This window comes from Halorubrum shenae (assembly GCF_051194165.1).
GTDB lineage: Archaea > Halobacteriota > Halobacteria > Halobacteriales > Haloferacaceae > Halorubrum.
This window is the reverse complement of record NZ_JBLZNI010000029.1, coordinates 1-15451: the sequence shown is the minus strand read 5'-3', so window position 1 is coordinate 15451 and position 15451 is coordinate 1. Positions and strand designations below refer to the sequence as shown.

The 15451-nt window shown below is 56.2% G+C and carries 11 protein-coding genes and 1 pseudogene; 7 read left to right on the top strand and 5 right to left on the bottom strand.

Annotated features, from left to right (window positions below; genetic code table 11):
* Positions 1-71: 71 nt before the first annotated feature.
* A complete protein-coding gene (locus tag ACNS88_RS17035; protein ID WP_435100371.1) occupies positions 72-476 on the bottom strand; it encodes a DUF8048 family protein in 405 nt (134 codons plus the stop codon).
* A gap of 430 nt (positions 477-906) precedes the next feature.
* On the opposite strand from ACNS88_RS17035, the gene ACNS88_RS17030 reads away from it, so the two are divergent.
* The 5 genes from ACNS88_RS17030 to ACNS88_RS17010 all read left to right on the top strand — a co-directional run bounded on the left by ACNS88_RS17030 (position 907) and on the right by ACNS88_RS17010 (position 9553).
* Positions 907-5379 (top strand): PAS domain S-box protein, encoded by a 4473-nt coding sequence (locus tag ACNS88_RS17030; RefSeq protein WP_435100368.1) that lies wholly within the window; start codon positions 907-909, stop codon positions 5377-5379.
* 3 nt (positions 5380-5382) lie between these two features.
* On the top strand, positions 5383-8082 hold the full coding sequence (locus ACNS88_RS17025) for a helix-turn-helix domain-containing protein (protein WP_435100365.1): 2700 nt from the start codon (positions 5383-5385) through the stop codon (positions 8080-8082).
* 158 nt (positions 8083-8240) lie between these two features.
* Positions 8241-8564: a HalOD1 output domain-containing protein gene (locus ACNS88_RS17020; RefSeq protein WP_435100362.1), complete on the top strand. Its 324-nt coding sequence runs from the start codon at positions 8241-8243 to the stop codon at positions 8562-8564.
* A 10-nt stretch (positions 8565-8574) separates the two neighbouring features.
* A complete protein-coding gene (locus ACNS88_RS17015; protein WP_435100359.1) occupies positions 8575-9168 on the top strand; it encodes a response regulator in 594 nt (197 codons plus the stop codon).
* A 1-nt stretch (position 9169) separates the two neighbouring features.
* Positions 9170-9553 (top strand): DUF5658 family protein, encoded by a 384-nt coding sequence (locus tag ACNS88_RS17010; protein WP_435100356.1) that lies wholly within the window; start codon positions 9170-9172, stop codon positions 9551-9553.
* Positions 9554-9902: 349 nt separating this feature from the next.
* On the opposite strand, the pseudogene ACNS88_RS17005 reads toward ACNS88_RS17010, so the two are convergent.
* From ACNS88_RS17005 to lonB, 4 genes and pseudogenes are all read right to left on the bottom strand, one after another.
* Positions 9903-10157, bottom strand: a pseudogene (locus tag ACNS88_RS17005) (NOP5/NOP56 family protein); the annotation flags it as partial.
* Positions 10158-10259: 102 nt separating this feature from the next.
* Positions 10260-10520 (bottom strand): hypothetical protein, encoded by a 261-nt coding sequence (locus ACNS88_RS17000; RefSeq protein ID WP_435100353.1) that lies wholly within the window; start codon positions 10518-10520, stop codon positions 10260-10262.
* Positions 10521-10587: 67 nt separating this feature from the next.
* Entirely contained in the window at positions 10588-11370 is a 783-nt protein-coding gene (locus ACNS88_RS16995; RefSeq protein WP_435100350.1) for a CBS domain-containing protein, read from the bottom strand.
* Between the two features lie 48 nt (positions 11371-11418).
* On the bottom strand, positions 11419-13704 hold the full coding sequence (gene lonB / locus ACNS88_RS16990; RefSeq protein WP_435100347.1) for an ATP-dependent protease LonB: 2286 nt from the start codon (positions 13702-13704) through the stop codon (positions 11419-11421).
* A 170-nt stretch (positions 13705-13874) separates the two neighbouring features.
* On the opposite strand from lonB, the gene ACNS88_RS16985 reads away from it, so the two are divergent.
* Positions 13875-14405 (top strand): nicotinamide-nucleotide adenylyltransferase, encoded by a 531-nt coding sequence (locus ACNS88_RS16985; protein ID WP_435100344.1) that lies wholly within the window; start codon positions 13875-13877, stop codon positions 14403-14405.
* Between the two features lie 68 nt (positions 14406-14473).
* Positions 14474-15325, top strand: a complete 852-nt coding sequence (locus tag ACNS88_RS16980; protein ID WP_435100341.1) for an SAM hydrolase/SAM-dependent halogenase family protein — start codon at positions 14474-14476, stop codon at positions 15323-15325.
* The last annotated feature ends 126 nt before the right edge of the window (positions 15326-15451 follow it).

The following is a 15451-nucleotide window of genomic DNA, read 5'->3' as shown; positions in this document are numbered from 1 at the left end:
CGTAAACCACAATATCCCAACCCAGCGGTACGGTGCCGTGGGAATCCTCGCGCTTCAGCGCGGGGAGGATGTCAACGGTTAGTTGAACTCCGCTTGATGAGGATAAACGGATCACGCTCGCGATTGTAGTCGGCGACGTCGCCGCCGACCGTCTCAATGAGCCGACGGTGGACTTCTCTTGCTGCCCGCCCCTCGTCGGGGACTAGGCGGTGGAGCCCATACAGATTGTTCCAAAAGCCACTGTCAAGCCAAAAAAGTGTCTCGTCGTTCGACTGATAGACGATGTCGCCGTTGTCGGTGAGCCCGTCGCTGGCGAGTTGGTGACCCGAGAGCTGGGCTCGTGCCAGCACCGCCACAAGTTGCCGACGAGAAACAGGTGCATGAACAGCAACATCGTCGATCAAACTCTCAAAGTAGCCTTCGACAACATCAATCGCTTGGGAGAAGTCATCGGGCGCAACGGAATCTAACGGTATAGTATCTCTTGTTACTTCTCGAGTTTCCCAGGACCGAGAGGCACTAATTAATAGATCAGATGCGAGATTGACCTCAATACTATCCGCCGTTCGACAGTACTGTGTTCTGCCCCTGCTCTCGTCTGCAGTGACCTCCTCTAAATACATATTCTCAGAGAGTTCCTTCACACGTCTGTAACAAGTAGCAATCGGGATCTCTAGCTCTTGACTTAGCCAGTTAACTGATCGAGGTTTATTGGCCGCCCGCAGTATGTCAACGCTGTATTTCTGCCCAAGTATCTCAACTGCTTCCGTCGACATCTTACTACCACAATTGATTCTTACCAGTGAATAGCTGTACCCTATATCTATAGAACTCAATTTACAGTACCCGATATGAAACGGTTCTCTGAGCGAAGATATAATACTGTAGAACATCGAACTTGTAGCTATGAGCGATGGAGACGCGTACACGAAACACACACCTGCGGGACTTCTCGAGTTGTCCTCGGAACTGAACCAGACGGGTTCGGTCGAGGACGCCTCCATTGTTGCCGTCCGAATGTTGGAACTCAATTTTGATGCGCCTCTTTCGGCGATCTGGGAATCCGATGAGGAGGCAAACGAACTCCACCCAATCGTCGAATCAACTGAGGCACAAGAGGTGATTGGCGATGCACCTATCCTTCCACTTGATTCTCTCGCCGGGCGTGTGTACAGACAGAATCGTCCGGAAGCGTTCGACGATGTCCATGAGGCCGACGGCACGTATAATTCAGACACCCCGATTCGAAGCGAAATTCTTGTGCCAATCTCAGATTTCGGCGTCTTGAGCGTCGGAGCTACTGAGGTGGATGTGTTTACGGAGAATGACTCAGAAGTAGCGAAACTGGTCGCTTCAAATCTTGAAGCGGCAATCTCACGAATCCGACGACAGGAGCAGTTACAGGCGGAACGTGATTGGACTCACACATTGTTTGAAGACTCAAACGATGCCATTTTCATTAGTGATTCAGATGCGAATTTCGTCCGAGTGAATCAGGCTGCTTGCGAGTTGACCGGGTACAAGCGAGAAGAACTTCTCTCGATGCGCATCCCTGATCTTCACGAAGAGGTCGACTTACATGCCTATCAGGACCACCACGACGAAATTTTAGCCGGCGAACCAGTAACCACTGAAGCGAAACTGCTTCGGAGTGACGACAGTAAAATCGATGTAGAGTTCTCGAACAGTCGTATCGAGCGCGATGGGACGGGCTATATGCATACTGTCGCGAGAGACGTGACGGAAGACCGGGAACGTCGGCGTCGCCTGGAGTCATTTAAGTCCGCTATTGAGAGTGCGAGTGATGGGATCGCTATCTTGGAAGACGAGGAGTACACGTATATTGATCAAACACATGCCGAGATGTACGAATTCGAGGACGAAAGCGAGTTACTCGGTCGGACTTGGCGTGAGTTGTATACGGATTCCGTTGAGGTAGAACGTATCGAGAGTGAAGCTATGTCAGCCCTCTGGTCCGATGGAGAGTGGAGAGGTACTGTAACTGCATCTCCAGAAGGCAAGGGAGAATTTCCGACCGAACTATCTCTGACACGCTTGGAAGACGATCGAATCGTCTGTGTTGTCCGTGACGTGTCTGAAAAGCATCAACGCCAAGAGGAACTCCAAAAAAACGAGCGGCGTTTCGAGTCCGTGTTCGAAGACCCCGAGATGCTGGTGGGGTTATTAGAAACTGATGGTGAGACGATTGAGGTCAATGAAACAGCACTAGACTACGTTTCGAACGACAAATCCGATATCTTGGGGGAACCGTTCTGGGAAGGAGACTGGTGGTCGCATTCCTCGGATCTACAAGAAGACCTAAAAGACTGGATCGAACGAGCGGCTGCTGGCGAGTATGTTAGTTTCCAGGCTGAACATCCGGATCAGGACGGTGACCTTCGGTTCATTACGGGTACGATCCGTCCCGTGGCAGGGGAATCTGGAGTCGAATCGCTCGTCGTTTCTAGCCGTGATATTACTCCCCGTGAGCGACGACGTCGCGAGTTAGAGACGTTCCAGCAGGCCGTCGAAGATGCGAAAGACGGATTCGCCATTCTCGAAGATGGAGAATACACCTATATCGACGAGACACACGTCGATATGTATGGGTTCGATGAGACGGACGAATTCCTCGGGAACTCTTGGCGGATGCTCTATAACGAAGAGGAAGTGGAGCGTCTTGAGTCGGAAGCCTTCCCGGTTCTTGAGTCGGAGGGGCACTGGCGGGGCGAAGTAACCGGATCCCGACCGGACGGAACGACGTTTCCGGCCAAGCTCTCCCTGACCATCGTTGATGATGGCGCCCTCGTCTGTACTGTGCGCGATGAAACTGCAAAACAGGAACGGCAACGTGAACTCGAACTCAAGGAGCAAGCGATCGATTCCTCGAACGTTGGAGTCATGATTACCGACCCACAGCAGGAGGACAATCCGATCGAGTACGTCAATAAAGGGTTCACTGACATTACCGGCTATGAGAAGGACGACGCCTTAGGTCGTAATCCACGTTTCCTTCAGGGACCCGAGACAGACCCAGAGGAAATATCGAAGCTTCGGGAGGCGATTGCAGCCGGTGAGCCGGTGACAGTAGAGCTGAAAAACTACCGAAAAGACGAGAGTGAATACTGGAATCGGTTGTCTGTCACGCCAGTCACTGATGCGGATGGGACGCTTTCGAAGTTTATTGGCATACAGCAGGACGTAACAGGTCGGAGGCAACGGACTCGGAGCCTGGCAGAACAAAACCGGAAACTCGAGTTGGTTCTTTCTGGAACGGACACCGGTATCGCAGAGTGGAATTTCGAGACGGGCACAATGTCATTCAACCAAACGCTTATCGATTTATTTGGCCACGATCCGGACAACAAAGAAGAGTTCTTGCAGATCGTCGCGCCAGAAGATCGGGACCGTGTTCGTGATTTATTGGACCAACTTGGTGACACTAATAGCTTATCTGTGGATTTCAGGGTCATTGATACAGACGGACAAACACGATGGGTGCACACAGATGCTATTCTGAGACACGATGACGAACGTGAAGAGAAGCTTATCGCGATTGCAACAGACATAACAGAGGAAAAACAACGGGTTCGGCAGATTCAACAGGAACGGAAGCGGTTTGATATTCTCTCAGAAAGTCTCGAAGAATACGCCTTCGTACTTCTCGATGACGATGGACAGATCGACGGCTGGAACGACGGAGCAGCCGACATTTTTGGATATGACGAGGAAGCTGCGATCGGTATGCCAGTAGCGGAGTTACACCCTGAACAGGAGCAAAAGCGTGAGATTGCTGATCGGCTATTAACACAGGCATCTCTCGCAGGAGAAAGTACTCACGAAGGACAACGTGTCCGTCAGAATGGATCGTCGTTTCCTGCTGAAGTCTCATACGTCTCGCTTCAAACTGAAGAAGAAGCGTTTCTGGGGTATGGGATGGTCATCAGAGATCTCACTAACCGGCGTCAACAGCGGCGGAGGACGGAGCGGTTCGTTGAGGAATCAGTCGACGTCGTGTCCGTCTTAGATCGTGATGGGTGTTTCACCTATCTTAGTGGCTCTACTGAACGAGTTCTCGGATATGATCCAACTCAGCTAGAACAAGAGAGCATCTTTGATCATATCCATCCTGAGGACCGGGACCGTGTAATGGAGGACTTTTTCACTGCCGTTGAGGACTCCGACTCAAGCGTTCAGCTAGAGTTCCAAGTAAAAACTGGAGCCAACGAGTGGATCACGGTAGAGGCACGTGGACGGAATCTATTCCACGACCAAGCAATTGGTGGGTTCTTGTTATATATCCGCAATATCACCGAGATTAAAAGTCAGACAAAAAAGTTCGAATCCGTATTCAATCAAACGTTCCAATTAACGGGACTACTGGACCAGAGCGGTGACATTCTCGAATCAAACGAACCCCTCACGGAGTTCGGTGGGATGCAGGTAGACGAGAGCAGAGGTACGCCACTCTGGGAGAGCGGAATATTTTCGCATTCGTCTGAAGTACAAAATAAAATCAGACAGGCAATTAGTCAAGCAACTTCGGGTTCGTTCGTTCGGTTCAACGTGGAAGCAGAAGGTGTTGATGGACTCGCGACCTTCGACTTCTCGGTTAAGCCGATTTCGAACCAACATGGAGAACTTAGCTTCCTCGTATTCGAGGCACGGGATATCACGGCTCAAGAACAGCGTCGACAGCACGTCCAAGTCTTACACCGGATTATGCGGCACAATATCCGAAATGATCTGACGAAGCTTAGAGGGTACGTCGAGCTACTTGAATCGAGTACAGATACGGACACCCGTGAACAGCAGGCAGCGACGATCCGGGAAATCCTTGACAAGTGGGAAAGAATGGCCAGTAAGACTCAAGAGCTGCAAAAGATTCTCACAAGCGAGAGTGACCTGTCTACCTACCGATCGGTTGAACAAATGATTGCGGATATTCGAACAGAAAAAGAAGAAGAATATACTACTGCAAGTGTCACTGTCGCAACTGAACACGATACCGAATCCCAGGTACCGAATGGTCTCGACAAAGCCATCTCTGAGCTCGTCGATAATGCCATCACGGCGAATAAAACCGGCCAGCCATCCGTACAGATCAGTGTCTCGAAACCTGATAAACGGTGGGTAGATATCTGCGTTTCCGATACCGGGCCTGGACTCCCAGAGATGGAGACAAGTCTGCTTGAAACCGGCGAAGAAACGCCGCTCAGTCACGGTCAGGGACTCGGACTGTGGATGGTGCGGGCGCTGGTGACTCGTGTCGGTGGGTCGATTTCGGTCGAAACATCGGAAGATGGGAGCGATATTACGCTGGAAATCCCAACCCAACCGGCTCGAGAAGACTCACAAAAACCGGGTATCGTGTCTTAGACTATGACCCAAAACGGAAACACAAAAATCCTGGTCGTTGAGGATGACCAGAGTTTAGCGGAGCTATATGCAGAGTGGCTCGCAGACCGCTATGTTGTCGAAACTGCGTACTCTGGCGAAGAGGCCTTGGAAGCGTTCGATTCGACCGTCGATCTCGTCCTTCTGGATCGGATGATGCCCGGGTTATCCGGTGGAGAGGTTCTCACCCGACTCAGACAATATGAGTCGAACTGTCAGGTGGCTATCGTCTCTGCGGTGACACCGGACTTCGATATTGTCAAAATGGGGTTCGATGCGTATCTCGAAAAACCCGTTGAAGCTGCCGACCTCGAAGACGTTATCTCACAGATGCTCACTCGTGGGGAGTATAACGAGGACCTGCAAGAACTGTTCTCGCTGATAGAACGCCAATCGACCTTGGAAGCCGTTATGGACGCAGATACCCTCGAAACGAGCCCGAAATACCAGTCACTCACGGACCAAATCACAGAACTCGAAGACAAAGTCGAACGATATCTCCAGAACCTGCCAGATCAGGATTTTCGAGTGGCTATTGAGCGCCTGCAACGAACAGCAGCAGAGCGCAGGGAACAACAGCAATACCAGTCACTGACTGAAGACGTATTAGACACATCACAGGAAGGAGTCGTTGTAGTTGATCGCGACGGCCAAGTAGTGTGGGCAAACGAAACTACGGAAGAATTACTCGGAGTTGACAGAGACGATATTCAAGGGTCTGACTACAGTCGAATTGCTTCTGAATCTTACCAAGAATATACCTCAGGGGAGCAAACACTGTCTGACCTCGTAACTCATTCTCTAGAGAATATGAACTCCAAAGTTGAAGCTATCGTCCGTATCCCTGAAACGGCTTCAAAAGAGCAGCAGTGGTTGGAGTATTGGAGCGGGCCAATTCAAACTGGTCTTTATGCAGGCGGGCGGATTGAACACTACCACAATATTACAGAGAGGTACGCGTATGAACAACAGCTAGAGGACCTACATGCGGTTTCCCGCGATCTAATGACAGCGGACTCGGAACGTAGCATCGGCGAGACTGTGGCAAATGCCGCAGTCGGTGAACTCGGATTCGAGTTTGCCGCGATATATACACGAGAAGAGAACACGGGACGCTTGGCCCCAATAGCCCACTCATCTATGGAGGATGTTGCTGAAATCGAACTTCCCACCATCTCTGAAGGAGACACACCAGTCTGGACGACCTACGTGACTCGAACGGAACAGTTGGCTCCCGAAGACGTTGCAGATACTCGGTCACGCCAGTGGTTGACAGAGGAGTTCTCGTCGTGGCGACTCTACTCACTAGAAAAGGGGGTTCTGTTGGTGGGGATGACCACGACGCCAGAGATTCCCTCAAGAAAGAACAAATTGGCAAAAACGTTAGCAGCAAACGCAGCAAGCTCATTCGAACGGGCAGCACAAGAAACGGCCCTTCGGGAACGAGATCAGCGTTTAAACGAGCAAAATGAACGGCTGACACGACTGGATCGCATCAACACACTAATACGGTCGATAAGTGCCACGGTTATCAGTGCAAATACGCGAGATGAACTGGAGCAAGAGGTCTGTAATGCTCTAGCTCATCTGGATCTGGTTAGTGGGGCCTGGATCGGCAAAAAAGATATTAATACGAATACGATTGAGGTCAGAGCCAAGACAAAGTCGCTCACATATCAAAAAGTGGGGGCTGAGGACAATACAGCGGATGACAATACCCAACGGAGGAACTCTACATTGCCACCTGCTGAACGGGCATACCGGATTGAAGATTCGGTTGTGGAGGGCGACTTAATGACCGCTCGCTCCGAAACAGAGTGGGAACAAGACGCACTGAAAAATGGAGTCAATTCGATCGTGGCTGTGCCGCTACAGAGCGAGTCTTCTATCCTCGGCGTATTAGAAGTCCATTCTAAACTTCCGAACGCCTTCGCTGAAGAAGAGGTGACAGCCCTCACAGAACTCGGTCAGATAATAGGCCACGGGATATCAGCACTCCGCCAGAGGGTGGCGCTTCTATCAGGTGGTGGTACAATCCTTAAGGTTCAGTTTAAGGACGATACTGGTCTTGCAACTCTTGTTTCGGATGAGAACACGGATCTCGAAGTTTTGAATGTATTAACTGATAGTCCACATAATCTCTTGTTCGCACGGTTAACTGGAGGAAACGTGACTCCCGAGGCGTTCGAAACTGCTGGTTTTGATCCAGAGACAGTTATTTTGAGCAACTCTCGAAATGGTATCCACTGCAAAATTCCGATACGGAATAGCAGCCTTTGCGAGAAACTGACCGACCAAGGAGTTGCAATAAATCAGATCACCGAAGCTTCGGAGTCCAACGAGATGGTTGTGTCAGTAACTGTGCCGTTCACGGTCGATGTTGGGAGGTATCTGAGTTCACTTCGAGAAGACTACAGCGATCTCACCCTGTTATCCAAACTGGATAGTGAGCGGGGAGAAACCAATACTTCCCTCTCAGCGCGTCTTGATGGGGCTCTTACCGCCCGGCAAGAAGAAGTCTTGCAGACAGCACTCTACGCAGGATACTTTAATTGGCCGCGGGATGCAGATTCGACGTCGATTGCCAAAACCCTCGATATCGCACAGTCAACGTTCAACCAACATCTTCGAGCTGCTGAGTCTAATCTGCTTACGACTCTTTATGGGGATACAACGGAACCGTGACTTGCCTCAGGAACGCGTTCTGAGGCACTCAGACTATTCTGCCCGTGGATATTCGGAGAACTTGCTGTAAATATCGAACCTTTCCATATAGGTATTAAATTTTGTAACCCGATATTAGTGGGTAGAAGACGTATCAATATAGGACACATTCAAGATGTATGGCCAAAAGCTCTCCCCACTGGGAGTCTGCACCTACGGGATGGAGTACGGATTCACAAATTGTACGCGAATTTGATAGACCTGTTCGCGTTTCGGAGGCGGTTACTGAGACACTCATGGAAGCCGTCGAAGACTGGCCGGAACTCAGTAGATCCCCTCCCGTGTTCGAATTCGTAGATGCAGACAAGTTAGATGGCTTGTTTAAAACTCGTACAGTCGACAAGACCAGTCATATGCCTTCTGTGGAGTTTCTCTTTCAAGATGCACTTGTGACCGTCATGTACGCATCAACGGTACGTGTGATCGTCGAACGGGAGGTGTGAGTGAAAACGGATGAGCCATTCCAGTACCGTTCTAATCGTTGAAGACGAAGAAAATCTCGCCGACTTGTTTGGCATTTGGCTCCGGGAGCAGTTCGAGGTTCATGTGGCCTATTCTGGAAAAGGTGCATTGGAGATCGTCGCTGAGGAGTCCATCGATATCGTCGTTTTAGATCGTCGCATGCCGGGACTCTCTGGCAAAGACGTGCTGCAATCAATTCGTGAAAGAAGTGATACCCAGCAGGTGATTATGGTGACAGCTGTTCAGCCAACCGAGGAACTAGCGGTCATCGATGTGGACGACTACCTTCTCAAGCCGATTGACCGAAGAAAGCTTCTCCAAGCTGTGGAAGCTTCGGAGTTGGTTCTAACATACGAAGCTTCAGTGACAGAACTACTCTCGCTTGCCGCAAGAAAAGCCACGTTAGAAACGAATCTCGACAAAACAGAACTGGAAGATAATAGCCGATACATCGATCTCACCCAGAGAATACGGGAGTTAGAGAAGCAATCTGACACGACACTTCAGCGCCTTGAGTCAGGTTATCAGATCGACATGCTGGTCAGAGACCAGCGTATTGGGGCTCAACCTGTAGAGCAGTTCTGACATGGTGCGAGGAGCCGTGGCACCCACTAATTGTGCTACCAGCGGCAATATCGCAGTACTCGCAGAAAATAAATATCCGCTGCTCATCGGATTGGTCTTAGTACGAGCTATAGATGCGAGCCTTACGTACTATGGGCTGAGCATCGGACTGCGAGAAGCCAATCCGATTGTCGTACTTAGTATCGAGACTCTCGGTGTCATCCCCGGGCTATTCTTTCTCTCGTCGGTGTCACTAGTGCTGTTGTTTTTCCTGGGTGAATACCTGCTTCCCGAAGTTGCACAATCGAGACAAAATATTGAGACCTGGAGTAACGTAGCATACCTTTCAGTATTGGTGGTCTGGAGCGCTGTATCGCTCAATAACGTGATACATATTTGGATATGAGATTAATTGAGTTTGTTGGTTTGTTATTTTACACATCTATTATATTAACTTTGTTATTTGCGATACTTCTTTCTCTGCTTTAGTGATCCCACGCGGCAGTCGACATAGTGTTATCTGTGTTTGCTGTGGAACCCGATATGTATGTGTGGACGATAGCAAACAGGTGTATATATTGGATTAACACTTACTAATCGGCCCAACACATTAGAAATTGGATACCACTCAAAATGGTATCCAGCGAAGCGTCAGAGGCACACATACCTCCTCACCCAATTTTAATCATATATATAATATGAGCATTTGCGTTCGGTTTGTTTCCTATCGCCCGCACCGCGTGGACGAGCTGTTAATCGTCGGCGCGCTCGCGTTCGCGGACCGCCTCCCGGGTCGCTGTCACAGACGCCTCGTGGAGGCGGTCGTAGTAGTCGTCGCGCGAGTCCGCGAACTCGGAGTCGACCGCGAGAGGAGGCCAGTCGCGTGGCTCGTCGGCCTCGCCGCCGACGATTCGGGCGCGGAGCGTCGCCCCGTCTCCCGTAGCGTCGGAGCCGGTCGGCGAACCGCTCGCGGACCAGCCCGCGCCCGCGGTGTCGTCGGTGTCGGTCATTGCCGGTGGCTACTCCGTCCGGTCGAATAGGCGTTCCCGAAGCGGCGGGAGCAACGCGGTGAACACTGAGCGGAAACCTGAGCGGAAACCGAACCCGACGCGCTACTCGTCGGCCAGTTCGATCGTCGCGGGCGAGTCGTCGGACTCGTCCGCGTCCGCGTCGTTCCCATCGGAGCGGAAGTCCGCGAAGACGCCGCCGGCACCGCTCCGGAGGTCTGCGACCGTCGCGCCCGCAAGTCCACCGAGCGCGCCGCCAGTACTCGCCGCATTTCGGCTGATCAGTCCGCCGACGGCGGCGCCGACCGCCGCCCCGATCGCCGCGTACTTTGCCCGGGACAGCGCGCCTTTGATTCGGGATCTCATACCTACAGTTTCGCTGCGAGGTCTGAAAAACCTGTCGTCGGTGTGAGGACGGAAGTTATTGAAGCGATCACTGCAGCCGCTTCGTGGTCTCGACGAGGGGATGACGGGCGTAATCGACGATTTCGATGTCGGTAATATGGTCGAGCCCCTCCTTCTTGGCGGTCTTGGCCATGCCGAGATCCAGCGGGCGGTCGGGGACGATCACGTACGCGTCCATCATCTCGATACCCGCCTCGTGAGCCGCCATCACGCGGTGGTGGCCGTCGGCGAGGTGAAGCGTGCCGTCGTTGTCGATGACGACGAGCGGCTCCGCGAGCCCGCGCTCTAACTCGTACTGGCGGCCTTCGAGCTCGTCGGCGTACACCCGCGCCTGCGTCGGAATGAGGTTGGTAAGGCGTATCTCACGGCGCTCCTCCGAGAGCCCGACGCCGTGGATCTGCTCGAGCGTGCGCATCAGCTTGCCGACCTTGCTCGGAGTCGCGCGCTCGATCTGCGAACGGACCACGTCCGTGTTCGAGATGATCCCTACGAGGTTATCGGCGTCGTCGACGACCGGGAGCCGTTGGATCCCGGACCGGAGGATCACGCGCGCCGCGTCTGTCACCTTCATGTCCGGATGCGCGACGATGAGGTCGTTAGACATCACGGTGAAGATAGGGGCCTCGTCGTCGGCAAGCAGAAGGTCAGCGGCCGAGATGAATCCCTCGACGGTCCGGCCCTGCGTGACAGGGAACCCGTTGTGACCGTCGCTTTCGGCCATCTGGTGCGCGACGGCTCTCACCGTTTCGTCGGGGCTCACGGTCTCAACGTCGCGGGTCATATACTCGCCGACGGTTGGTTTCCCGCTCATCGTGCGGCGTTCGATCCGTCGGAATAAAAAGGGGAGGGAGACGGCGACCTACTGCGGGCTCGGACTCGACGGACCGGAAACGCCGCCTTCCTTCAGCGCCGAGCCGGTGATCGACTTGAGCCGGGAGACGAGCGAGTCCTTCTCGGCTTCGCCCTCCAGGGCGATGTCGAGGACCTCGCTGATGTGCGAGACCGGGATGACCTCGATCTTGTCTTTGTACTCGTCTTCGATCATCACGTCCTGCTCGTTTGCCTGCGGGATGATGACCCGAGTACAGCCGGCCTTCGCGGCCGCCTCGATCTTGTGGGTGACGCCGCCGACGGGGAGCACGTCGCCCCGAACCGACAGCGAGCCCGTCATCGCGAGACTCTGGTCAACGCCGACGTTCTCCAGCGCGGAGATAACGGCTGTCGCGACCGTGATGGACGCGGAGTCGCCGTCGACGCCCTGTTGGCCCGCCTGCACGAACTGGATGTGGATGTCCATCTCCGAGATGTTCTCGTCGGAGAACTTCTTGATGATCGCGGAGACGTTCGACACCGACTCCTGGGCCATCTCCTTGAGCTGCCCGGTCGCGATGACCTCACCGGGTCCCTGCGAGGGCGCGACTTCGGCCATCACCGGGAGCATGATCCCGGAGTCTTCGCCCATCACGGCGAGGCCGTTGACGCGACCGACGACGTAGCCGTCGGAGACCTGTAGTTCGTAGTCCTTCCGGCGCTCGATGAAGTCGTCCGCGAGCTGCTGTTCGATGGAGCGCGAGCGCCCCTTCGCGGACAGCACGTGTTCGCGGGTGGTCAGTTCGGCGTCCTCGCCGCGGGCGATGTCGCCGGCGACGCGGACCATCCCGCCGAGGTTTCGCATCTTCAGCGTGAGGTGGCCCTTCCGACCGGAGCGGCGCTTGGCTTCGAGGATGATCTCCTCGACCGCCTCCGCCGAGAACTCCGGTAGACGGCCGTCCTTCGCGACCTCCTGTGCGATGAACCGGACGTACTTCCGCCGCATATCCGGGGTGTCCTCGATAGTGTCCTCCATGTACACCTCGTAGCCGTACCCCTTGATACGGCTCCGGAGCGCCGGGTGCATGTTCTCCATCGCGTCGAGGTTCCCGGCCGCGATCATGACGAAGTCGGTCGGGACGGGCTCGGTCTGGACCATCGCACCCGAGGAGCGCTCGGACTGGCCCGTGATCGAGAACTCGCCCTCTTGGATCGCCGTCATGAGGTGCTGCTGGCTGCGGATGTCCAGCGTGTTGATCTCGTCGATGAACAGCACGCCCTTGTTCGCCTTGTGGATGGCGCCGGCCTCGACGCGGTCGTGGCTCGGCGTCTCCATCCCGCCGGACTGGAACGGGTCGTGCCGGACGTCGCCGAGCAGCGCACCGGCGTGCGCGCCGGTCGAGTCGCGGAACGGCGCCGTCTTCGTGTCGCCGTTGTTCACCAGCAGGTTCGGGATCATCGCGTCGGAGCCGCGGTTCAGATAGCGGAAGACGAGGTAGACGACCCCGGCCGCGATGATGCCGACGAGGATCTGACCGACGATGATGAGCGCGTAGCCCAACACGACGGCGATGATGATCCACATCAGCAGCGACCGCATCTGGTTGCGCTTGCGCGCCTCCTCGCGGTGCGCGTCGACGATCTGGTCGCCCTTGCCGGCGGGGACGGTCCGGACCTTCGGCTTGTTGCCGTCGTCCGGGTTGTGGTAGACCAGGACGTCCTGCAGCTCCTCTTTCGGGAGCAGCTCGGACATCGCCTTCGCGAGCATCGACTTCCCGGTCCCGGGCGAGCCGATCATCATCACGTGGCGGCGCTGCTTGGCCGCCTTGATGATCACGTCGCGGGCGTGTTCCTGCCCGATGACTTGGTCGACGAGCCGGTCGGGGATCTCGAGCTCGGCGGTCGTGTCGATATTGAGCCCGCCGAGGAGGTCGTCTTTGTCGGGATCCTCGTCGATCTCGGCGCCCTCGACCTCGACGGTGCTGCCGAGCTCGTCGATGTCGCCGTCTTCGTTCGCTTCGGTGACACCCTCGTGGGTGGCGCCGTTCGCTTCCTCGCGGCCCGTCTCAGCGCCGTCAGACCCAGGGCCGTCGACGACGATCCCATCGTCCCAGTCCTCGTCGGACTCGGTGGGCTCGTCGACGGTCGCCTCCTCCTCGGAGGGCGGGTCGCCGGCATCGGCGGGCGCGTCGACGCCCTCGTCCGGCGGCGCTCGCACGCCGTCGTCGCGGGCGTCCTCGCCGTTCCCCGCCGGGTCCGAGGCCTCATCGCCGGGGTCGTCCGGCGCTTCAGGGTCCTCGGTCGGCGGGTCGTTCGCGTCCTTTTCGTTGCTCATAGAATCGGGGTTCGCTATCAAAAAGGAAGGGTCGGCAACTGATATACTTTCTCCCCGCGAGGGATCCGTGGGAGATTGGAAAAACAGCCGTGATACGGCTTAAAACAGCCGTTAGCTCCCGTCGACGGCTCCCACGAGGTTTATAAACGAGCCTCCCGCTACGTGTATCCATGCGCGGGTTCTACATCGGGCGGTATCAGCCGTTTCACAACGGTCACCGGCACATGGTCGAGGAGATCGCGGCCGAGGTCGACGAACTTGTCCTCGGGATCGGTTCGGCCGGGGACTCCCACACCACCCGGAACCCGTTCACGGCCGGCGAGCGCGTCATGATGGTGACGAAGGCCGTCGAGGAGCTCGACGCCACCACCTACGTCGTCCCCATCGAGGACCTCGACCGCAACTCCGTGTGGGTGAGCCACGTGCAGAGCATGACGCCCCGATTCGACGTGGCGTACTCGAACAACCCGCTCGTCGTCCGGCTGTTCGAGGAGGCCGGCGTCGAGGTGCGCCAGTCGCCGATGTTCCGCCGCGACGTGCTAGAGGGGACCGAGCTTCGCGAGCGCATGATCCACGGCCGCGACTGGACCGATCTCGTCCCCGACGCCGTCGTCGACGTGATCCGCGAGGTCGACGGCGTCGAGCGCATCCGCCGGATCGCCGAAACCGACTCGATAGGCGACGAGCCGTCCGACGCTTGAGGGCCTCCCGCGATCAGCCGCCGTCCGCTCTCCTGCCTTTTAAGAGCCAGCCGTCCCGCCGATCGGCTATGATAACGCTCACCTCAGACTTCGGTTCGCCGTACCCCGCCGCGATGAAGGGCGTGATCCGACGCCACACCGACGCCGAGCTGATCGACGTCGCCCACGACCTGCCGCGCGGGGACCCGCGGGCGGCCGCCTTCTGGCTCCGCTTCGTGCTCCCGGAGTTCCCGCCGGCGGTCCACTGTGCGGTGATCGATCCCGGCGTCGGCACCGACCGCGACGCCCTCGTCGTCCGCGCCGGCTCGCACGTGCTCGTCGCCCCGGACAACGGGCTCGCGATGCCGCCGGCCCGAGCGCTCGCGGGGGAGGAGGACGAAGAGGCGGAAGCCGAAGAGCCGGACATCGAGGCGTTCGTCGTCGACACCGGCGACCCCGCGAGCGCGACGTTCCACGGGCGCGACGTGTTCGCGCCGGTCGCGGCCCGGATCCGGACGGCGCTCGGCGACGGCCCTGCCGATGCCACGCCCGAAGAGGTCTCCGAGACGCTCGCCGCCATGGACGACCTCTCGCCGGCGGCGGACCCGGTCGACCTCGTCCTCCCCGAGCCGACCGTCGAGCGCGACGACGCCGGCGACCCGGTCGCCGTCGACGGCGAGGTGCTCGCCATCGACCGGTTCGGGAACGTCGTCACGAACGTCCCGGGGGAGCTGATTCGCGGCCACGACTGGGTCCGGATCAACGAGGAACTCACCCCGGTCGCCGAGACGTTCGGCGCGGTCGATCAGGGCGATCGGCTCGTCACCGTCGGGAGTCACGGCTACGTCGAGTGCGACGTGAACGACGGGCGCGGCGACAGCGCGTTCGACCTCCGGCCCGGAGAGTCGGTGCGGATCGTTCCCGACAACGTGAGCCTGTGAGCGATAGCCAGATCGGCGCTCCCGAAAGAGTTTAACATTATGGAAAATTCGAGGCGAAAGCCTCGCCCTTCAGGGCGGGGATGAAGCCGACCAACAGTATTCAACCGCCAACGATGGCACGGACGG